Source organism: Pseudomonas juntendi (genome assembly GCF_021560075.1).
Lineage (GTDB): Bacteria > Pseudomonadota > Gammaproteobacteria > Pseudomonadales > Pseudomonadaceae > Aquipseudomonas > Aquipseudomonas juntendi.
Map to the genome: position 1 here is coordinate 2,927,315 of NZ_CP091088.1, position 21,122 is coordinate 2,948,436.

Annotated in this window: 13 protein-coding genes; 12 read left to right on the plus strand and 1 reads right to left on the minus strand. The window is 64.7% G+C overall.

Going from position 1 to position 21,122, the window contains the following annotated elements; genetic code table 11:
* Nucleotides 1–2: 2 nt before the first annotated feature.
* The 12 genes from L1P09_RS13580 (at nt 3) to L1P09_RS13635 (ending at nt 20,328) form a co-directional block, all read left to right on the plus strand.
* Nucleotides 3–3,803 (plus strand): type VI secretion protein IcmF/TssM N-terminal domain-containing protein, encoded by a 3,801-nt coding sequence (locus L1P09_RS13580; RefSeq protein ID WP_235767742.1) that lies wholly within the window; start codon nt 3–5, stop codon nt 3,801–3,803.
* Nucleotides 3,800–4,708, plus strand: coding sequence for a type VI secretion system-associated protein TagF (gene tagF / locus L1P09_RS13585; RefSeq protein ID WP_182368109.1), 909 nt, complete (start codon nt 3,800–3,802; stop codon nt 4,706–4,708). Before L1P09_RS13580 ends, tagF begins: the two co-directional genes overlap by 4 nt.
* Nucleotides 4,705–7,197, plus strand: coding sequence for a type VI secretion system membrane subunit TssM (gene tssM / locus L1P09_RS13590; protein ID WP_054904742.1), 2,493 nt, complete (start codon nt 4,705–4,707; stop codon nt 7,195–7,197). Before tagF ends, tssM begins: the two co-directional genes overlap by 4 nt.
* Nucleotides 7,198–7,341: 144 nt before the next feature.
* Complete coding sequence (locus L1P09_RS13595; RefSeq protein ID WP_029887856.1) at nt 7,342–7,860, plus strand: Hcp family type VI secretion system effector; 519 nt, start codon at nt 7,342–7,344, stop codon at nt 7,858–7,860.
* Nucleotides 7,861–7,954: 94 nt separating this feature from the next.
* Nucleotides 7,955–9,052, plus strand: coding sequence for a type VI secretion system protein TssA (tssA, locus tag L1P09_RS13600; RefSeq protein WP_054904743.1), 1,098 nt, complete (start codon nt 7,955–7,957; stop codon nt 9,050–9,052).
* A 57-nt stretch (nt 9,053–9,109) separates the two neighbouring features.
* Nucleotides 9,110–11,626 (plus strand): excinuclease ABC subunit UvrA, encoded by a 2,517-nt coding sequence (locus L1P09_RS13605; RefSeq protein ID WP_054904744.1) that lies wholly within the window; start codon nt 9,110–9,112, stop codon nt 11,624–11,626.
* A 100-nt stretch (nt 11,627–11,726) separates the two neighbouring features.
* Complete coding sequence (locus L1P09_RS13610) at nt 11,727–12,236, plus strand: sigma-70 family RNA polymerase sigma factor (protein ID WP_009686728.1); 510 nt, start codon at nt 11,727–11,729, stop codon at nt 12,234–12,236.
* The gene (locus L1P09_RS13615; protein ID WP_235767743.1) at nt 12,233–13,198 is read left to right on the plus strand and encodes a FecR domain-containing protein; all 966 of its coding nucleotides are present in this window, start codon (nt 12,233–12,235) and stop codon (nt 13,196–13,198) included. Before L1P09_RS13610 ends, L1P09_RS13615 begins: the two co-directional genes overlap by 4 nt.
* A 112-nt stretch (nt 13,199–13,310) precedes the next feature.
* Nucleotides 13,311–15,713 (plus strand): TonB-dependent receptor, encoded by a 2,403-nt coding sequence (locus L1P09_RS13620; RefSeq protein WP_235767744.1) that lies wholly within the window; start codon nt 13,311–13,313, stop codon nt 15,711–15,713.
* Nucleotides 15,714–15,926: 213 nt separating this feature from the next.
* Nucleotides 15,927–17,576, plus strand: a complete 1,650-nt coding sequence (locus L1P09_RS13625; protein ID WP_235767745.1) for an MFS transporter — start codon at nt 15,927–15,929, stop codon at nt 17,574–17,576.
* Nucleotides 17,573–18,706: an HlyD family secretion protein gene (locus L1P09_RS13630; protein WP_235767746.1), complete on the plus strand. Its 1,134-nt coding sequence runs from the start codon at nt 17,573–17,575 to the stop codon at nt 18,704–18,706. The genes L1P09_RS13625 and L1P09_RS13630 overlap by 4 nt, the downstream gene beginning before the upstream one ends.
* A 326-nt stretch (nt 18,707–19,032) precedes the next feature.
* Nucleotides 19,033–20,328 carry an MFS transporter gene (locus tag L1P09_RS13635; protein ID WP_232892731.1) on the plus strand — a complete coding sequence of 432 codons (1,296 nt, stop codon included), beginning with the start codon at nt 19,033–19,035 and terminating at the stop codon, nt 20,326–20,328.
* 29 nt (nt 20,329–20,357) lie between these two features.
* On the opposite strand, the gene madM is transcribed toward L1P09_RS13635, so the two are convergent.
* The gene (gene madM / locus L1P09_RS13640) at nt 20,358–21,122 is read right to left on the minus strand and encodes a malonate transporter subunit MadM (protein ID WP_054904748.1); all 765 of its coding nucleotides are present in this window, start codon (nt 21,120–21,122) and stop codon (nt 20,358–20,360) included.

Consider the following 21,122-nt stretch of genomic DNA (forward strand, 5'->3'; position numbering starts at 1 on the left):
ACATGAAAACATTACTGCGCCTCTTGAAAAGTTTCTGGGTTCTGCTGCTACTGCTGTGGCTGGGGAGCCTGTTGGTCTGTTGGCTGGTGTCGCCGCTGCTGCCGTGGCTGCAGCAGCACCTGCCCGAAGCCCTGGCCATCATCAGCGCCTGCTTCCTGCTGGCCGTCGTGCTGCGCCAGTACCAGCGTATTCGTGCCGAGCACAACCTGGAGAACCTGCTGCAGATCGAAGTCGACCGCTCGTGGAATGCCACCGGCGAGTTCCGTGACCAGCAGGTACTGCGCGAGCGCCTCAAGCATGCCATCAGCATGCTGCGCACCGACCGCTCCGCCGGCGGCGGTGGCAAGTCGGCGCTGTCCGACCTGCCCTGGTACCTGGTGGTCGGCATGTCGGCGGCAGGCAAGACTTCGCTGCTGACCCACTCCGGCCTGTCAGCCAGTATCGCCACCGCCAACGACAGCGAAAGTGGCACCCAGCACTGCGACTGGTATTTCAGCCCCGACGCGGTGATGATCGACACCGCCGGCCGTTACCTGCGTGACGACCAGTCGGCAAGCGAGTTTTCGGCGTTCCTGCGCATGCTGCGCAAGCAGCGCGGCAAGGCAGCGATCAATGGCCTGGTGCTGGTGGTCAGCCTGCCCGAACTGCTGGCCGCCAACAGCGAAGAGCGTGATGCCCTGGCAGCGCAGCTGGTAGCCCGGGTGGAAGAATACGCCCAGTGCCTCGACACCAACCCACCGCTCTACCTGATGCTCAGCAAGACCGACCAGTTGCCGGGCTTCAGCCAGGCTTTTGATGGCCTGGACTTGCACCAACGCCAGCAACCGCTGGGCATGACCTTCGCGTTGTCGGAAATCCGCAATCAAGGCCTGCAGGCGGTGCTGCAGGCGCGCCTGGGCAACCTGCACAGCCACATTCGCCAGCACGTCGACGCACAAGTGATCGCCTTGGGCGCTGCAGCCGACAGCACGCTGCTGAACTTCCCGCAATACTTCGCCGCGCTGGGCGGTGTGCTCGAGCAGTTCCTCGGGCACTTCACCCACGGCCAGCGCAGCGGCGCCCCACTGATGCTGCGCGGCCTGTACTTCACCAGCGCCCTGCAGACCGGGCAACAACTGGGGCACGTGTACGAAGACGCCATCGCCGACGAATTCGCCTTGCAGGCGGCCGAAGATGGCCAGGCCGAACAGGCTGGCACGGCAGCGGGCAACCGCAGCTACTTCATTACCGACACCTTCCGCCGGGTCATTTTCCCCGACCGTGACCTGAGCCTGTATCACTCGCGCCAAGGCCGCCAAGCGGGGCTCAGCCCGCTGCTGCTGGGCCTGGCCGTCGCCGCCGGCGTGCTGCTTGTCAGCTGGCAGGCAGTGTCGTTCGTCAACAATCGCCAATGGCTGGACAATCTGCGCCTGCAGCTGGCACAGATAGGCCAGGCCGAAGACAGCCAGCAGCAGTTGGCCGCGGGCAAAGGCCTGCAAGTGCTGCGCGAGCAGATGGCCACTGTCGAGTCGCATCGCACACAAGGCGTGCCGCTGCGCCTCAGCGCCGGCCTGTACCACGGTGAGGCGGTTGACCAGGTGACCCGCAGCGCGTATCTGGCGCAATTGCGCAGCCAGGCCCTGGAACCGATCGCCCGTAGCCTGCAAGTGCAAATGCGCGCGTTCAATTCCTTCGCCGCGGGTATCAACCAGTCACTGGAGTTCACCCCGGCCCCGCCGAAAAAGCGCAACGCCAAGCCATTGGCCCCAGCGGTTGCAGCCAAAGCGCAGGCCGCGCTGGCCAACACCCGCGCAGGCGCCCATGCGGCCAAGGTCAACCTGGCCACAGCCAGCGATGCCGCCGAGCTGTCCGCGACCACCGGTGGTCTGTCGTTGTCCGAAGAGATGCTGGGGCGCCTCGACGAGCAGCAAGTCGCCTCGATCATCGACGCCTACAACACGCTCAAACTGTACCTGCTGCTGACGGCACCCGACGCCCACCCAGACCCGGCCTTCATTGCCGCAAGCCTGCCACAGGCCTGGGCCGCGGCGGCCGGCGAAGGCACCCCCGCCAGCGCCGACGTGATCGCCGCAAACACTCCGCTGTATGTGCAGTTGCTGGAGCAGGGCCAGGCGCCTTCACTGCCACGCAACGACCAACTGATCAACGAAACCCGGCAGAACCTCAAGTCGTTCATGATTTCCAGTTCGCTGGTCGATCGCGAATACCTGCGCCTGCAACTCGAATCCAGCCGCCAATTCCCGGCACTGAGCCTCAACGACCTTGTGCCTCAACCTGGGCGCGCACTGCTGTACGGGTCGGCCGGGGTACCTGCGATCTATACCCGCCAAGGCTGGGATACGTTCGTCAAGCCTGAACTGATCAAGCTGGTATCGAGCAACTTGCGCAACGAGTCCGACTGGGTACTGGACGGCGACGGCGGCGATGCCCTGGTGCAGAAGGCCAACTTCGTGCGCGAATTCATGAGCCGCTACAAGCGCGATTACACCCAAGCCTGGTACAAGATGGTCAGTAGCGTGGGCGTGCGCCACTTCGCCGACCTGGCATCGGCGACCCAGCAGTTGGGGCTTTTGAGCGACGTTCAGCACTCTCCCGTAAAGAACCTGCTGCAGGCTGTGAACGACAATACCCAGTGGGACCTGCCGGTCAAACGCGAAGTACCGTCGGCCGGCACTGGTCGTGATGACGGTTTCTGGAGCAAGGTTACCGGGCTGTTCGACGCCAACGACAGCCTGCCTGCCAACGTAGCCCCGGCCCTGCCGGCGGTGGACGACGGCAGCCTCGCCAAGCGCTTCGAACCGGTTGCCCGGGTATTCGCCCAGAACAACGCCGAAGGCGCCGACAGCACCATCATGGACCGCTACCTGGCGGCGCTGCGCAAGCTCAAGGTCCGCATGAACAACATCCAGCGGTCGCAGGATGTCGGCAAAAGCAGCAAGCAGCTGATCAGCGAAACCCTGGAAGGCCAGCCAAGCGAGGTCACCACGGTACGCAATTACGTGGAAACCAGCGTTGACACCAGCCAGGACAGCCTGTCGCGTTCGCTGCAAGGCTTGTTCAACCTGCCGATCCAGTACGCCTGGGCGACCTTGCGTGACCCGGCCGGCCAGCAGATCGCCAAAGCCTGGGCGCAGCAGATCGCCAAGCCCTGGCAGCAGGTCATGGCGCACCGCTACCCGATTGCCGGTGGTAGCCGCAACGAAGCCTCGGTCAAAGACCTGCAACGTTTCGTAGACCCGGACTCGGGGCTGCTGCCAGCCTTCAAACGCAACGAAATCGGCAACCTCGCCGGCGGCGAAGGTCTGGGCGTAGGTGATGGCAAGGCACCGGCGTTGGTCAACCCTGGCATGCTCAACAGCATCGACCGGGCCAGTTCGGTAGGCCAGGTGATCGCCAGCCTGTCAGACCGCGACAACGGCTTTGAAATCATGCTGGAGCCCTCGGCCAACTTCACCGACATCGTGTTCACCCTCGATGGGCAGGAACAGCACTACCGCAACGGCCGCAGCAGCTGGAGCCGCTTCGCCTGGCCAGGCACCAGCAACGCCCCGGGCGCTCGCCTGGATGTGGTAACGCTCAGTGGCGCACGGGTAACGGTGTTCGACTTCCCCGGGCGTTGGGGCCTGCTGCGCATGAACGAAAGCGCCCGCGTCGACGACCTCGACGGCATCCAGCAGCGCTTCAGCTGGAACACCGCCAATGGCCGAGTGAGCCTGGTGGTGCGCAACTTCGGTGGGGTAAAACTGACCGACCTGAGCCAGGTCAAGGCCCTAAGCGCACTCAACGACAGGAGTGCCCAATGATCGGCTGCTTCGGCAAACTGCCATCGAGCGCAGACTTCGTCAGCCTGCATGGCGCGGCGGAGGAAGTCTGCGAATTCGACAGTTGGCTGCAGACCTCGCTGGCCGCCATGCGCCACCGCGAAGACTGGCAGGCACTGTTCGATGGGTTGCCGATGTGCTTCTTCACGTACCGCGCACGCAATGGCAACTGGCTGCTGGGCGGGCTGTTGAGCTCGCGTGACGCCAGTAACCGGCGCTATCCGTTCTTCATCTACCAACTGCTCAAGGGCAAAGAAGGCATGGCCCTGGGCAACCCATTCACCTTGGGCGAGCTGTTCTGCGCACAGATAAAGCCTTTGCTGCACCAGGCCGTGCAAGGTGCCGACGGCCCCCGTTTGTTCGAACAGGTCAAGGCCTTGCGCCCACTGCAAGCCCAGGACCTGGACCTGTTCCGCCGGGTGCACGCCAAGTTCCTGCGTGACTTCAGCTTCACCGATATCGCGCGTGCACTGCACGGCTCCTGGCCAGGTTTCGACAGCGCCGCCGCTTTGACACGGCTGCGCGCATGCCGGCCGGCGCTGCACAGTGACTTCGAGGGTGGCATTGAGTTGCCCCTCCCCGCTGAGCGCGGTTTGAAAAACCCTACAGCCGATCTGTGGCTGACTTGGCTGTGCCACATGAACGGGCAGCCAGATACGCCAGCCGTGAGCCTGCTGGCAGACGATTTCATGCACCCGCGCCTGTTCTGCTTCCCGTCACGCCACGCCAGCAGTGCCTATCGCCTGCTCTGCGGCTGTGCCGAAGCCCAGCAGCATCTGGCGCTACTGGGCCCTGCGGCATCGGCCCGCGGCCAACACGACTTCGATCTACCCCTTGAACGCGTTATCGAGCAATTCGTCGATGCGCTGGATGCGACGCCTGTATGAACAAGATCAAGTACTACTGCCTGCGTTACCAACCCTATCTGCTGGGGGTGGCGTTTTTCCTGGTGATCTTCCTGGTATGGGCGATCGGCAGCGCGTTGGGCTTCGCTTCGCTGCACAGCCTGTTGGCTGGCATCGGGGCTTTCCTGCTGCTGTCGGCGGGCTACGTCCTGCTGCTGTACCGTGGCGCCGGCCAGCATCACAACCTCGAAGGCTTGCTGCGCGACGACGCCGACCAGGCTGTACTCAATGCCACGCCGGCCGACCGCGAGGAGGTCAGCCTGTTGCGCGAGCGCCTGCTGCAGGGCATCGAGCGCCTGCACAAGAACACGCCACGCGGCACCTCTGCCAAAGACGCCCTGTACGCGCTGCCCTGGTACCTCGTGATCGGCCAGCCCGCCGCTGGCAAGAGCACCATGATCCTGCAGTCCGGCCTCAACTTCCCTTACGCCGAGCGCGAAGGTGCACGCGTCGCAGGGTTGGGTGGCACGCGCAACTGTGACTGGTTCTTCAGCTCTGAAGCGGTGCTGCTGGACACTGCCGGGCGCTACATGAACAGCCCGGAAGAGGCCGGCAAGTGGCGTGGCTTCCTGCAGTTGCTGCGCCAGCACCGGCAACGCCGCCCGCTCAACGGTCTGATCGTCAGTGTCAGCATCGCCGACGTTGTGCACGGCTCGGCCGAAGACCAGCAGCGGGTGGCCAAGCGTTTGCGCGAACGCATCCAGGAAAGCTGCGCCTTGCTGGAAGTGCGCCTGCCGATCTACCTGGTATTCACCAAGTGCGACCTGATACCCGGCTTCACCCCATTCTATCGCCAGCTGGATGAGGCCGCGCGCGGCGAAGTGATGGGCAAGACCTTCGCGCACAAAGGCTACGAACAGGCGGACTGGGGCCAGCGTTTTGGCCAGGCGATGGACGACCTGACCCGGTACTGGCAGCAGGTTGCCAGCCAGCAACTGGTGCAGCAGGACATTCAGGTAACGCGGCAAAACGACGCCGCTTACCGCTTCCCGCTGGAGCTGGCCGCAATCAAGCCACGGCTGCAGGCGTTCGTCGACAGCCTGCTGCGGGCCAACCCCTACCAGAATGCCGAAATGCTGCGTGGCTTCTACTTCACTGCCGCCTTGCAGGCCGATGAAGCGCTGTGGGGCAGCCATGGCCAGCATGTTGCCGAGCGTTTTGCCCTGGAACACGGCGAGGGGGCGGTCAGCGCAGGCAGCCAGCCTGCGCCGCTGTTCATCAACAGCCTGTTCCGCAAGGTCATCATCCCCGACCAGCACCTGGTGGCCCTGTACACCAGCAACCACCGCGAGCGCCGGCGCAAGGCCGCCTGGGTGGCCTGTGCCAGCCTCGCCGGGTTGGTGCTGTGCAGCCTGTGGGGCTGGTCGTACCTGAACAACCGTGCGGTGCTGGGCAGCATCGCGAGCGAGCTGGCCGAGGCCAAGCGCCAGGACCAGGCTGCCGATGGCCAGTACGCCGCCTGGCGCAGCCTGGACCGCCTGCGCTTCTGGGCCGCCCATTACTACCGGCAGCACCGTGAGCAGGGTGTACCGTTCAGCCTGCGTCTGGGCCTGTACCAGGGCCATCAGGTTGAGCCGCTGCTGCGCGACCGTTACTTCACCACCCTGCAGCAGGTGATGCTCAAGCCCACCGCAGACAACCTCACCCGCACGCTCTACCTGCTGACCACGCTCAAGGTCTACCAACGCAATACCCGCGAATTGCAACCGGTGAGCGGCGTGGACAGTGTGGAGGCCGAAGCCCTGCCACATGACAACCGCGCCCAGTCGATCGCCGATTTCGGCAAGGCGACACTGGACACCTACGTGATGCTTTCGCCCGCCCAGCGGGAGAAGGCCGACCCGGCGTTTCTCAAGGCGCACCTGCCCGACTACTGGTACCCGGCCATTGCCCGGCACACCGGCCACAGCCTGTCCGAGGCCAACCAGGGCAAGGGCGACCAGGACTACCTGTACGCCAGCCGGCAGATCACCTTCTATGCCGACCAGATCCGCGAAACGGATGTGCCGCGCATTCTCGACAACGCCTTCCTGATTTCTAGCTCGCGCAACTACATCGACAGCCTGCGTGCCCAGTCGCTACGCGCGATCGAGACCATCACGCTGGAATCGGACACCTTGTTCGCCTTTGGCCGGGCAGATTTCCAGAGCCTGAAAAGCGAGGGCCAGAACCAACTCAGTGCCATCGCCAGCAAACTGTTGAACACGCCCAATATCGGCAAGATCGTCATCTCCGGCCACGCCGACCAGCTCGGTGACAGCCAGAGCAACCTGCAGGTATCGCAACAACGGGCGCAAACCATTCGGACTTATCTGGTCGGCAAGGGCGTCCCGGCCGAACTGGTGGTGGCCCAGGGCGAAGGCAGCCGTAAACCGTTGGTCAACTGTGACATGCAACAGGCACGGGCCCAGTTGATCAAATGCCTGGAGCCCAACCGCCGGGTAGAAATCGAAGTGCGCGGGCTCAACTGAGCGCGCGCCGCACCAACCGGCCACCCGGGCTCACAGGAGGAGCACCGGGTGGCGGCACGCTACCTCTGCCGGCCTGTTCGGCGAGGTGAAAAACCAAGGGTCGCATGAGCAACCCTTTACCAGTTGTTAATGGAGAGTTTCACAATGGCATTTGACGCGTATATCCAAATCGACGGCATCCCAGGCGAAGTACTGGACGAAAAGCACAAGGACTGGATCGAAGTGCTGGGCTACGAGTACGGCGCCACCCAGGCGACCTCGGCGACTGCCAGCTCCTCGGGCGGCGCGTCGTCCGAGCGTGTTGCCCTGAGCGACTTCAAGATCCGCAAATCGGTCGACAAGGCATCGGCCAAACTGTTCGAGCACTGCTGCACCGGCAAACACATTGCCAAGCTGAAGCTCAACGTCAACCGCGCCGGTGGTGACAAGGTCACCTACCTGACCATCGACATGGAAGAAGTCGTGGTGTCGTCGGTCAGGTTCGTTGCCGGTGGCAACCAGGCCGGTGAAGACAAGGCGGTCAGCGACCTGCCGATCGAAGAAATCACCTTCAACTTCGCCCGCATCAAAACCACCTACACCCAGCAGAACCGTACCGACGGCCAGGCCGGCGGCAACATCGTCGGTGGCTGGGACCGCACCGCGAACAAAGTCTTCGCCTGATTACCTGCATGCCCAGGGCCGCTTCAGCGGCCCATCCTTCACAGCGTGCCAGCCAGCCTGGCACGCTGTTCACTAGCCAGAACCTGAGTGCTTTATGCCTGACATTCTCAATGACCTTTCGCTGGCCGCACTGGTCGCACCCATCGAAGGTGGCAGTGGCGAAGACTTGAGCTTCTCTGCGTTGTTCGACCAGATCAAGGAGGCGCGCCGGGCCGACCCGGACTACCTGACCCAGGGCGACTGGCAAACCGATTTGAAAACCGCCGACTGGGAGCAGGTGATCAACTTGTCTGCCCAGGGCCTCGCCCAACACAGCAAGGACCTGATGCTGGCAGCCTGGCTCAGCGAAGGCCTGGCCCAGCGCGCGCACTTCGAAGGCATCACCTTCGGCCTGGTACTGACTGAACAGTTGCTGCAGGCGTTCTGGGAAAACTTGTACCCAACTCTCGAAGAGGGCCTTGACGAGCGAGCGGCCCGGTTGTCCTGGCTCAAGAGCACACTCACCGACATCGCCGGTGGCTTGCCCATCACCCAAGGGCAGAATTTTGGCGTGTTGCGTTACGACGAATCACGTCTTGTGGAAAACCTGGCCCTGCGCGACACCAAGGCCATGCAGACTGCATTGAACGAAGGCAAGATCAACGCCGAGATATTCCAGCGCTCGGTGGCGCTGTCCGACACCGAATACCTGCGCAACAAGGCGCTGCAGATCAACGACAGTCTGCAAGCCTGCAAACGCCTGCAGGCCACTGCGGAGCAACTGTTCGGCCACGAGGCACCGAGCTTTGCCAGCCTCGCCGACATGCTGACCCGGGCCAGCCAGCTGGCTGAAAAACTGCTGAAAGACCGTGGTGTCGAGCTGCAGCCGCCAGCCCCCGTGGTCGACGAACCCGAAGCCAGCGTCGCCCCCGTCGAACAGGCAGGTGAAGCCATGAACACTCCCGCCCAGCCCACTGCCCCTGCGCCCATGCGTACCACCCCGCTGACCCGGGACGAAGCCTTCAGCATGCTGGCCGGCATCGCTCAGTTTTTCAAACAGACTGAACCGCAAAGCCCGGTGCCGTATCTGATAGAACGTGCCATCAAGTGGGGCAACATGCCGCTGGAAGGCTGGCTGAGCGATGTGATCAAAGACAGCAATGTGGTGGACAACATTCGCGACGTACTTGGCACCCGCGAACCGAAACCCTGACCCACGTCAGCGACTATGCTGCTACCGTGAGCTTCCCGTACCGCCAAGGAAAGCGCCATGCCGCCACGTTCCACTCCCCCCACCGGTTTCGTTCGTGTCCGTGGTGCCCGCGAGCACAACCTGAAAAACATCGACGTGGATATTCCGCGCGATGCGCTGGTGGTGTTCACCGGGGTGTCCGGCTCGGGGAAATCCTCCCTGGCGTTCTCCACCCTGTACGCCGAAGCCCAGCGCCGCTATTTCGAATCGGTGGCACCCTACGCGCGGCGCCTGATCGACCAGGTGGGTGTGCCGGATGTGGATGCCATCGAAGGCCTGCCCCCGGCAGTTGCCTTGCAACAGCAACGGGGCACACCAAGCGCCCGTTCTTCGGTAGGCAGCGTGACCACATTGTCCAGCTCCATCCGCATGCTCTATTCACGCGCGGGGCAGTACCCGGCAGGCCAGGCCATGCTGTACGCCGAGGACTTTTCGCCGAACACCCCGCAGGGTGCCTGCCCGCAGTGCCACGGCCTGGGCCGCGTCTACGAGGTGAGCGAGGCGACCATGGTGCCCGACCCGTCACTGACCATCCGCGAACGCGCGATCGCGGCCTGGCCAATGGCCTGGCAAGGGCAGAACCTGCGCGACATCCTGGTCACGTTGGGGTATGACGTGGACATACCCTGGCGCGACCTGCCCCAGGCCCAGCGCGACTGGATCCTGTTCACTGAAGAAACGCCCACCGCACCGGTCTATGCCGGCCTGACCCCGGCGCAAACCCGCCAGGCCCTCAAGCGCAAGCTGGAGCCCAGCTACCAGGGCACTTTCATGGGTGCCCGGCGCTATGTCATGCATACCTTCATGCATTCGCAAAGTGCACAGATGCGCAAGCGCGTCGCCCGGTACATGCGCCCCAGCGCCTGCCCGCTGTGCCACGGCAAACGCCTGAAGCGTGAAGCGTTGGGCGTGACCTTTGCCGGGCTGGACATCGCCGAGCTGTCGCAGTTGCCGCTGCAAGCGCTGGCCGAGGTGCTGCGCAAGGTCGCGGCAGCGGGCTACCTGGAGCCACAGCAAAGCCAGCTGACCCTGGAAAAGCGCCTGGCCGCGCAGCGCATCGCCCATGAGCTGCTGGAGCGCATCGACACCCTGCTCGAACTGGGCCTGGGCTACCTGGCCCTGGAGCGCAGCACGCCCACCTTGTCATCTGGCGAACTGCAACGCCTGCGCCTGGCCACCCAGCTGAATTCGCAGCTTTTCGGCGTGATCTACGTACTCGACGAACCCTCGGCCGGGCTGCACCCGGCCGACAGTGAAGCGCTGTTCCAGGCACTGCAACGGCTGAAGCAGGCGGGCAACTCGGTGTATGTGGTGGAGCACGACCTGGACACCATGCGCCGGGCCGACTGGCTGGTGGATGTAGGCCCCGCCGCCGGCGAGCACGGGGGTAGCATCCTGTACAGCGGGCCCCCGGCGGGGCTGGCCAAGGTCGAGCAGTCCTGCACCCGCGCCTACCTGTTCGGCGCCCAGGCCCAGGCCCCACGTGCGCCACGCCAGCCCCGTGGCTGGCTGAAGCTGGAATGCATCAGCCGCAACAACCTCGACAACCTCAGCGCGGCATTTGCGCTGGGCTGCTTTACGGCGGTAACGGGTATTTCCGGTTCGGGCAAGTCGAGCCTGGTCAGCCAGGCCCTGCTGGAGCTGGTGGGCGCGCACCTGGGCCATGCCGGGCAAGGCGACGAGCCTGAGGAGCAGAGCCTGGAAGACGAACCGCAACAGACCAGCAGCGGCCATGTCAGCGCCGGGCTCGAGGCTATCAAGCGCCTGGTGCAGGTAGACCAGAAGCCGATCGGGCGCACGCCGCGCTCCAACCTGGCGACCTACACCGGGTTGTTCGACCATGTACGCAAGCTGTTTGCCGCCACCGAACAAGCCAAGGCGCAGGGCTTTGACGCCGGGCGCTTTTCCTTCAACGTGGCCAAGGGCCGCTGCGCCAATTGCGAAGGCGAGGGTTTCGTCAGCGTCGAGTTGCTGTTCATGCCCAGCGTGTACGCACCCTGCCCGACCTGCCACGGTGCGCGCTACAACCCCGAAACCCTGGCGGTCAGCTGGCAAGGCATGAACATTGCGCAAGTGCTGCAACTGACCGTCGACCAGGCCCTGCAGGTGTTTGCCGAACAGCCGCCGGCACGGCGGTGCCTGCAGGTGCTGCAAGACATCGGCCTGGGTTACCTGCGCCTGGGCCAGCCAGCCACCGAGCTGTCCGGGGGTGAGGCGCAACGCATCAAGCTGGCGACCGAACTGCAACGCATGGCCCGGGGCGCGACCCTGTACGTGCTGGATGAGCCGACCAATGGCCTGCACCCGCAAGACATCGACCGGCTGCTGGTGCAACTGAACCGCTTGGTCGAGGCTGGTCACAGCGTGGTGGTGGTGGAACATGACATGCGGGTGGTGGCGCAGAGTGACTGGGTGATCGATATTGGGCCAGGTGCCGGGGCTGCCGGGGGCAAGGTGGTGGTCAGCGGAACGCCGCAAGTGGTGGCCAACTGCAAGGAAAGCCGCACGGCGGCGTTTCTGGCCAAGGCATTGTAAGGGCCTGTACCGGCACTTTTGTACATTGCCAGTTCTGCAACCCGGGGCATAGAATGCGATCAATTCCTAATTGCACCTATTTCCCGGAAACCCGCGCCCCATGCCGCCCGCCGACCCCACCCTCAACCTGCAGGTTCAGACGCTGTACACCGAGCACCACGGCTGGCTGCAGGGCTGGCTGGGGCGCAGGCTGGGTAATGCCTGCGATGCGGCCGATCTGGCCCATGACACCTTCCTGCGCCTGCTCAGCCGTCAGGGCAACAGCTATTTCGGCGGTGAGCCTCGGGCATTGCTGACGCACATTGCCAAGGGCCTGGTGATAGACCGCTGGCGTCGCCAGGATGTCGAACGGGCGTATCTGCAGGCCATCGCGCATCTGCCCGAACCCGAAGTGCCGTCGGCCGAGACCCGCTGGATGATCCTCGAAACGCTGTACCGCATCGATGCCATGCTGCGCGAGTTGCCGGCGCGGGTTCGCCACGTATTCCTGCTGTCGCAACTGGACGGGCTGACCTACGCGCAAATCGCCGAACAACTGCAGGTTTCGCTGGTGACCATCAAGCGCGACATGCGCACCGCCTTCCTCGCCTGCCTGAGCATGGACGAATGAGGCCACCTATCGACCCACTGATCCTCGGCGAGGCCGCCGACTGGCTGGTGCAGCTGCAGTCGGGCGCAGCCACCGACGATGACCATCGCGCCGTCCAGGCCTGGTGCCAGCGCAGTAGCCAGCATGCCCTGGCCTGGCAGCGCGCCGAGGCCATCCTCGGTGAGTTTCGCCGCCTGCCTGCGCCGGTTACCGGGGAAACCTTGCGCCGGCTCAGCCGCCAGGGTGCGGTCAGCCGCCGCCAGGCCCTGCAGCGTCTGGGGATGTGGCTGCTGACGGCACCAGCAGCCTGGATGGCCTGGCGCGAGGCACCCTGGCAGCAATGGGCCGCCGATGCCCGCACGGCGGTTGGCGAACAACGCTCACTGACACTGGCCGACGGCAGCCACGTACTGTTGAACACCCACACCGCCATCGATATCCGCTTCGATGCCCGCCAACGCCGTATCGCCTTGCTGGCAGGTGAAGTGCTCGTGACCAGCGCTAACGACCCGGCAACCCCGCCGCGCCCGCTGGTGGTGAGCACCCCGCAGGGCCATGCGCGGGCGCTGGGCTCGCGCTTCAGCGTACGTATCGACGGCGCACTGACCCGGGTAGCGGTGTTGCAGGGTTCCGTCGCCAACCGCCCGCTGCACGCCGCCGCCAGCGTGCAACTCACGGCGGGCGAGCGCAGCGCGTTCGATGCCGACCGGGTACTGCCCGCCACCCCGCTGGAAAACGGCGACCTGGCCTGGGAACACGGCATGCTGCTGGCGCGCGACATGCGCCTGGCCGACCTGTTGCAGGAGCTGGGCCGCTACCGCCCGGGCGTGCTGCGCTGCCACCCGGCGGTGCGCGGCCTGAAAGTGTCTGGCGCCTTTCCGGTGACCGATACCGATGCCAGCCTGCGGCTGCTGGCCGACACCTTGCCGGTAACTGTCCAGGGCCTGACTCGCTATTGGGTGACGGTCGAGCCCGTGAGCTGACCCGGACTCAGCGCACACGGAAATCAACGACAGGCTTTTTGATACCTTTTCCGGCGTCGTCCGGTGATCAGTGCAGAACCTCCCTTCTCTGCACCTACAGGACCCTCGCCCAATGCCCCATCTGCCTTTCAAGGCACTGAGCCTTGCCATCGCCATGGCCGCCCTGGCACCAGCGGCGATCGCTGCCGACGCCACCACCCGCGACTATCACCTGGCCGCTGGCCCACTGGCCGATGTGCTGGCACGCTTCGCCGCCAATGCCGGGGTGCCCTTGTCATTCGACCCGGCGCTGCTTCAGGGCAGGCAAAGCCAGGGCCTGCAGGGCAGTTTCAGTGTGCCGGAGGGTTTTGCTCGCCTGCTGGCCGGCAGTGGCTACAGCCTGATCAGCACCGGCAGCGGGGGCTACACCCTGGCGCCGGCAGTGGACCTGGGCAGTGCCCTGGAGCTGGGCGCCACCACCATCAACAGCAACCTAGCCGCCAGCGGCGATACCTGGCAAGGCGGCCAGGTGGCGCGTAGCGCACGCCTGGGTGTGCTTGGTGAACAGCCGACCAGCGATGTACCGTTCAGCGTCACCAGCTACACCGCCAAGACCATTGCCGATCAACAGGCGCGTACCCTGGGTGATGTGTTGCTCAATGACGCGGCAGTGCGCCAGTCGGCAGGCTTTGGCAATTTCTCGCAGGTGTTCACCATCCGCGGGCTGCCACTGAGCACTGACGACATCAGCTACAACGGCCTGTACGGCGTGCTACCGCGGCAGATCATCACCACCGAAGCACTCGAGCGCGTCGAGGTGTTCAAGGGCCCGAACGCCTTTCTGAACGGCGTCGCCCCCCAGGGCAGCGGTATTGGCGGTGCGGTCAACCTGGTTCCCAAGCGTGCCGCAGACACGACAACCCGCCACGTCAGCCTCGATTATGCCACCGGCGCCAATGTCGGCGGCCACCTGGACCTGGGCCAACGTTTTGGTGAAGACAACCGCTTCGGCGCCCGTATCAACCTGGCCCAGCATGACGGCGGCACGGGTGTGCACGACGAAGCGCAGCACGCCACCTTGGTAGCTGTAGCCTTGGACTACCGGGGCGAACGCCTGCGCCTGTCCACCGACCTGGGTTACCAGAAAGAACGCATCAACCAGGGCCGGGCGGTGATCTACCCAACCGGCAGCAAAGTGCCCCATGCCCCCTCGGCGCGCGACAACTACGCCCAACCGTGGACCTGGTCACAGCTGGAAGACACCTACGGCATGCTCAACGCCGAATACGACCTCAACGACAACTGGGTGCTTTATGCCGGTGCCGGGGCCAAGCACACTCGCGAAAACGGCGAATACTCCTCGTTGTACGTCAGCGATGCCAACGGCACTGCGCGGGGTGGCTACCTCTATCCCCCGCACGATGAGGACAACAAGAGCGCCATGGCCGGTATCAATGGCCAGTTCGCCACGGGGGCGGTCAGCCATCGGCTCAACTTCGGGCTTTCGGGCATGTGGGGCGAACAACGTTCGGCTTACGTCGCAGTTGCTGCTGCAAACCGCTATGCCACCGACCTGTACCACCCGGTCAAGGTGCCGCGCCCGACCAATACGTACACGGGCAGTGACCTGCACGACCCGCGTATCGTGGGCAAGAACCGGGTCAAGAGCGTGGCGCTGTCCGACACCCTTGGCTTTGTGGATGACCGTGTGCTGCTGACCCTGGGCGTGCGCCGGCAATCGATCGGTGTCGACGGCTGGTCTACCGCTAGTGGTGAGCGCAACGCCAACTATGACGAGTCGGTGACCACGCCGGTCTATGGCCTGGTGCTCAAGCCTTGGGAGCATGTGTCGTTCTACGCCAACCGCATCGAGGGCCTGGCACAAGGCCCCACTGCCCCGTCGAGCGTGACCAATGCCAATGAAGTGTTCCCGCCCAGGCGCAGCAAGCAGGTCGAGGCCGGGGTCAAGCTGGACTGGGACAGCTTTGGTGCAACGCTTGGCCTGTACCGCATCGAGCAGCCCAACAGCACCACGTTCCGCAGAGCCGGTGCCGAGCGCGACACCTTCAGCATGGACGGCGAGCAGGTCAACAAAGGGGTGGAATTGAGTGTGTTCGGCGAGCCGGTGCTCGGCTTGCGCCTGCTGACCGGTGCAGTGTTCATGCACACCGAGCTCAAGAACACCGCCAATGGCGCCAATGACGGCAACCGTGCGCCGGGCGTGCCACGCTTCCAGTACAACCTGGGCGCGGACTGGGACGTTCCAGGCATCGCCGGCGCGGCATTGAATGCACGGGTGTTGCGTACCGGCGGCCAGTACGTCAATGCCAGCAACAGCCTGAACATCCCGGCCTGGACCCGGGTCGACCTCGGTGCACGTTACCGTTTCAAGCTGGATGAGCAGTGGGTGACTTTGCGGGCCAACCTGGAGAACGTCGCCAACAAGGCCTATTGGGCGTCGGCCTCGACCACCAACAACTACCTCACCCAAGGCACACCACGGGTGCTGCGCTTGTCCGCCAGCGTAGATTTCTGACGCCCCCGTCAGCCAGCAGCCCCGGCCCTTTAGCGAGTAAACCCGCTCCCTTGTGGGAGCGGGCGTGCCCGCGAACACCGGCGCAGCCGGTGCCAGCCACCGCGTGGGGTTCGGTGCCACCCGCGAATACGGTGCTACCGGTAACGCACAATATGCTCAAAACCGAAGCCTGCACCTAGCAGCACCAAGCGCCGCTCAAGTACAGTCTGCCCCATGGACAAATACGCCCCACACGCGTGGCTACCCCACGAAAAACCCACCCTGCCAGGCTCCCCTTCCACGCCTTTGCATTCGCCAGCCAAACGCCTGGCGTATGGCGTGGTCGGCCTGCTGGTAGCCATTACCGGTGGCTTGGGCAACGCGCTGGTCACCGCCAACCTGATGTTCCTGCAAGGTGCGCTAGGTGCCACCACGGCGGAAATGGCCTGGCTGCCAGCGGCCTACGTGATGACCAACGTGTCCATGAACCTGCTGTTGGTGAAATTCCGCCAACAATTCGGCTTGCGCGCCTTCACCGAGGTGTTCCTGGTCCTTTACGTTCTGGTCACCTTCGCCCACCTGCTGGTCAACGACCTCAACTCGGCCATCGCCGTACGCGCGGCCCACGGCATGGTGGGGGCGGCGCTCAGCTCGCTGGGGCTGTACTACATGATTCAGGCCTTCCCCGCCCAATGGCGGTTGAAGGCCATGGTACTGGGCCTGGGCGCTTCGCAGCTGGCATTACCCCTGGCGCGGATCTTTTCCGAAGACTTGCTGCAAATAGCCGAATGGCGCGGGCTGTACCTGTTCGAACTCGGGCTGGCCCTGGCGGCACTGGGCTGTGTCCTGCTGCTCAAGCTGCCGCCCGGTGACCGCTTCAAAACCTTCGAGCCACTGGACTTTCTGACCTTCACCCTGATGGCCAGCGGTACCGCGCTGCTTTGTGCCGTGCTGTCGCTGGGGCGCATCGACTGGTGGCTGGAGGCCCCGTGGCTCGGTGTGGCGCTGGCGGCATCGATTGCGCTGATGCTCAGCGGCCTGGCCATCGAACACAACCGCCGCAACCCGTTGCTGATGACCCGCTGGCTTGGCAGTGGCGCCATCATCCGCCTGGCCCTGTGCGTGGTGCTGATCCGCATGGTCACCTCGGAGCAATCCACTGGGGCGGTAGGCTTCCTGCAGGCCTTGAACATGAGCAGCGAGCAGATGCGCAGCCTGTACTGGATCATGCTGCTGGGTGCCGTGGCGGGCCTGGCCAGCAGTGCCCTGACCATAAATCCCAACCACCTGATCATCCCGCTGTTCGTCTCCTTGCTGGCCATGGCCGTCGGTGCATTCATCGACAGCGGTTCCAGCAACCTCACGCGCCCGGCACAAATGTACTTCAGCCAGTTTCTGCTGGCCTTTGGCAGTACCTTCTTCCTGGGGCCGTCGATGGCCCTGGGTATCAGCCATGTGCGCGCCAACCCCCGTAACCTGGTGAGCTTTTCGGTGCTGTTCGGCATCTGCAACAACGTTGGCGGCCTGATTGGCGCGGCACTGCTCGGCACCTTCCAGACCTGGCGGGAGAAGTTCCATTCCAGCCACCTGATGGACCACCTGAGTTATTTGGAACCACTGGTCAATGCCCGCGTACAAAGCGGTGCAGCAGCCTACAATGGCATCCTCGCCGACCCGGCCCTGCGCACCGAAGCCGGCATGCGCCTGCTGGCCACGGCCGCCAGCCGCGAAGCCAATGTCATGGCCTACAACGATGTGTTCGTACTGATCGGCAGCATCGCCATACTGACCATGATCTGGATCTGCATCCGCAGCACCTGGCTCTGGTACTCGAAACGCCAGGCCACCACCACCGACTCCACCCCCGGCGTGCCCACCCGATGACCGACGACACCCGTACCACGACCACCACCGCCATCGCTGAAACCCCGGAAGGCGCAACGCCCCCCAGCGAACCGGGTAGCCCGGTACGCACGCGGCGGGTGCGCTTGCTGTCCTCGATCTGCTTTGCCGCGGTGGCCCTGGCAGGTGTTCTGCTGGTGCTGTATGCCTGGCGCCTGCCGCCCTTCAGCAGTGCCATCGAAAGCACCGAAAACGCCTTGGTGCGCGGGCAGGTCACCCTCATCGGCCCCCAGCTCAGTGGTTACATCGTCGACGTGCCCGTGCACGACTTCCAGTTCGTCAAGGCCGGCGACCTGCTGGTGCAACTGGACGACCGTATCTACAAGCAGCGCCTGGCCCAGGCCCTCGCCCAGTTGCAGCAGCAACAGGCAGCCCTGGCCAACAACCTGCAACAGCGCAAGAGCGCCGAAGCCACCATTGCCCAGCGCCAGGCCGCCATTGGCGATGCCCAGGCCCAGGCGGCCAAAGCCAAGGCCGACCTGCGCCGCAATCAGGCGCTGGTCAGCGACGGCTCGGTTTCCCGCAGTGAACTGGACGTGACGCGCGCCAACGAGGCAGCTGCCGTCGCCAGCCTGGCCCAGGCCAAGGCCGCGCTGGAAATCGCCCGCCAGGACCGGGAGACCGTGGTGGTCAACCGGGCTGCGCTCGAAGCGGCCGTGGAAAACGCCAAGGCCGCCGTGGAGCTGGCGCGCATCGACCTCGACAACACCCGGGTTACCGCCCCGCGTGACGGCCAACTGGGGCAGATCGGCACCCGCCTGGGTGCTTATGTCAATTCAGGTGCGCAGTTGATGGCGCTGGTGCCCGACACCCTGTGGGTCATCGCCAACATGAAGGAAACCCAGATGGCCAATGTGCGCATCGGCCAACCCGTGAGCTTTACCGTGGACGCGCTGAACCACCTGAAGCTGTACGGGCACGTGCAGCAGATTTCGCCGGCCACCGGTTCGGAGTTCGCCTTGCTGCAGGCCGACAATGCCACCGGCAACTTCGTCAAGATCGCCCAGCGGATACCGGTACGGATCACCGTGGATGCCGGCCAGCCACCCGCCCGGCAGTTGCGGCCGGGGATGTCGGTGGTGGTCAGTATCGATACCCGGGTGCAGCGTTAGCTGCCGGGCGCAGTTGCCTGGCTGCCTGCGGCGTCTCGTCGCAGGGCCAGGCCCCTTGGGCAAACCCTCGCAACCCCGTAGAATCGCGCTTCCTTTTCGCCCGTCGCCGTCAACGGTGGCAACCAGCAGCAATGACAGAGTCCGTGCCTGAACACATGCCCACCATGTGAAATAGGCTCAACCCTCCCCGCCCGGCCCCATCCCCTACGGCCCAGCGGTTGAGTCTTGCCCAGGTCGCATCCGTGCAGCTACTCGCCCCTTGCGGGGTCGAGCCGGTGTGCGCGTCCGAAAAGGCGCTCATTCCGCACATCCAACCAGAGGTACCTATGTCTCCGCGTTTGCTGGCCATGGCGCTGGCGCCCCTGCTCGGGCTGTTCATCATCGCCCTGGGCAACGGCTTCATGTCTTCCCTCACCACCCTGCGCCTGGGCGCTGCCGGTGAGTCTGCCACCACCATTGGCATCGTTTCGTCGACCTACTTCATCGGCCTCACACTGGGCGCCATCTTCAACGACCGGCTGATCCTGCGCATCGGCCACATTCGCGCCTATACCAGCTTCGCCTCGCTGATTGCCGTGACCATCTTGCTGCAGGGCTTGTTCTACGACGTGACCTGGTGGTCGGTGCTGCGCCTGATCAACGGCTGGGCCGCCGTGGGCGTGTTCCTGGTGATCGAAAGCTGGCTGCTGCTGGCCGGCGACGCGAAAATCCGCGGCCGCCTGCTGGCGCTGTACATGATCGCCTTCTATGGCGCCGGGGTCATCGCCCAGGCCGGCCTGGGGGAGATCACCCAGTTGGGCGATACCGCGCCGTTCATGCTGGCCGGCGTGCTCGCCGCGCTGTCGGTGCTGCCCATCGTGATCCTGCCGCGGGTATCGCCCTTGCTGGAGCAGGTCGAACCCCTCAAGCCCCGGCAGTTGCTGGGCGTGGCCCCCTCGGGCCTGGTGGGTTGCTTCGGCTCGGGCGTCGCCATCGCCGGCATCTATGCCCTGCTGCCGCTATACCTGCAACGCATCGGCCTGGAGGTGGGCGAAGTCGGCAACATGATGGCCTGGGTCATCCTTGGCGCGATGCTGTTGCAGTACCCGGTCGGGCGCTGGTCGGACCGCAAAGACCGCCTGGACGTACTGCTGGCGCTGGCCGCCTTGTGCGTTGTGCTGTCGCTGGTCACGGTCTTCCTGCCCTCGGACTCGTTCCTGCTGCCGGCCATGCTGTTCCTGTTGGGCGGTGGCGTGTTCACCCTGTACCCGGTCGCGGTCAGCCATGCCGCCGACCGCGCACCGTCCGATGCGCTGGTGCCGATGATCCAGGGTTTGCTGCTGATCAACTCACTGGGCTCGGCCATGGCACCGGTGGCCATTTCGCCGATGATGACCGAGTTTGGCGAGGCCGGACTGTTCTGGGCGTTTGCCGTGGTCAACCTGGCGATGCTGTGCTTCTTCATGTGGCGCCGTGGCAAGCGCCCGGCGGCAGAACACCCGGCGCCCTTCGCCGCCTCGACCACGTTCTCGCCCACCGGTGCCGAACTGCGGGTAACCGAAGACCTGATGCATGCCGCGCAAGAGCACCCGCCGCTGGAGCCCGCCGACCCTGTACCGGCTGCCCCGAGCAAGGCCCACTGAGCCAACGGGCTGCCATGCAGCCCGGTTGTCTACCCCACCAAACCTCGCACACAGAAGTACAGGATCGACGGCCCCATCAGGCACCCCAAGCCGGTATGGAACGTGGCGGTCAGTGCCCCATAAGGCACCAGCCGCCGGTCCGTCGCCGCCAACCCGGCGGTCACACCCGACACAGTCCCCGCCAGACCGCCAAACACCATTGCCGAGCGTGGGTTGTCCAGCGCCAGCAAACGGGCCGATACCGGGGTGAATACCATCACCAGAATCGCCTTGATCAAACCGGTGGCGATCGACAGGGCCATCACGTCCGAACTGGCACCCAGCGCCGCGCCGGTTACCGGGCCGACGATGTACGTCACGGCGCCGGCACCAATGGTGGTCATGCTCACCGCGTCGCGGTAACCAAAGGCGTACGCCACGCCCGCCCCGACAATGAATGGCAAGACCGTGCCGAGCAGCAGCGCCACCGCGCCGATCATCCCGGCACGGCGAGCCTCGGTGGCCTGCACCTCGAACGCCGTGGCAACGATGGCGAAGTCGCGCAGCATGGCCCCGCCCATCAGGCCGATACCGGAAAACAGCGCCATGTCGGCCAGGCCTTTCTGGCCGCCTGTGAGGGTGCCGCCCACCCAGGCCAACACCAGCCCGATGACAATGGCGATGGCCGAGCCGTGCACGCGGCCGAAGGTCAGGTACTTGGACAACAACACCGACAGCCACATGATGCCGCCCACCACCGCGAAGGCAGTGATCAAGCCGTTATGTTCCAGGGCATTATCAATGATCGGCCACAT

Bases quoted from the DNA above. Each gene is read 5' to 3' on its own strand.
- L1P09_RS13580 (WP_235767742.1), top strand. From the start codon at position 3: ATGAAAACATTACTGCGCCTCTTGAAAAGTTTCTGGGTTCTGCTGCTA.
- tagF (WP_182368109.1), top strand. From the start codon at position 3,800: ATGATCGGCTGCTTCGGCAAACTGCCATCGAGCGCAGACTTCGTCAGC.
- tssM (WP_054904742.1), top strand. From the start codon at position 4,705: ATGAACAAGATCAAGTACTACTGCCTGCGTTACCAACCCTATCTGCTG.
- L1P09_RS13595 (WP_029887856.1), top strand. From the start codon at position 7,342: ATGGCATTTGACGCGTATATCCAAATCGACGGCATCCCAGGCGAAGTA.
- tssA (WP_054904743.1), top strand. From the start codon at position 7,955: ATGCCTGACATTCTCAATGACCTTTCGCTGGCCGCACTGGTCGCACCC.
- L1P09_RS13605 (WP_054904744.1), top strand. From the start codon at position 9,110: ATGCCGCCACGTTCCACTCCCCCCACCGGTTTCGTTCGTGTCCGTGGT.
- L1P09_RS13610 (WP_009686728.1), top strand. From the start codon at position 11,727: ATGCCGCCCGCCGACCCCACCCTCAACCTGCAGGTTCAGACGCTGTAC.
- L1P09_RS13615 (WP_235767743.1), top strand. From the start codon at position 12,233: ATGAGGCCACCTATCGACCCACTGATCCTCGGCGAGGCCGCCGACTGG.
- L1P09_RS13620 (WP_235767744.1), top strand. From the start codon at position 13,311: ATGCCCCATCTGCCTTTCAAGGCACTGAGCCTTGCCATCGCCATGGCC.
- L1P09_RS13625 (WP_235767745.1), top strand. From the start codon at position 15,927: ATGGACAAATACGCCCCACACGCGTGGCTACCCCACGAAAAACCCACC.
- L1P09_RS13630 (WP_235767746.1), top strand. From the start codon at position 17,573: ATGACCGACGACACCCGTACCACGACCACCACCGCCATCGCTGAAACC.
- L1P09_RS13635 (WP_232892731.1), top strand. From the start codon at position 19,033: ATGTCTCCGCGTTTGCTGGCCATGGCGCTGGCGCCCCTGCTCGGGCTG.
- madM (WP_054904748.1), bottom strand. From the start codon at position 21,122: ATGTGGCCGATCATTGATAATGCCCTGGAACATAACGGCTTGATCACT.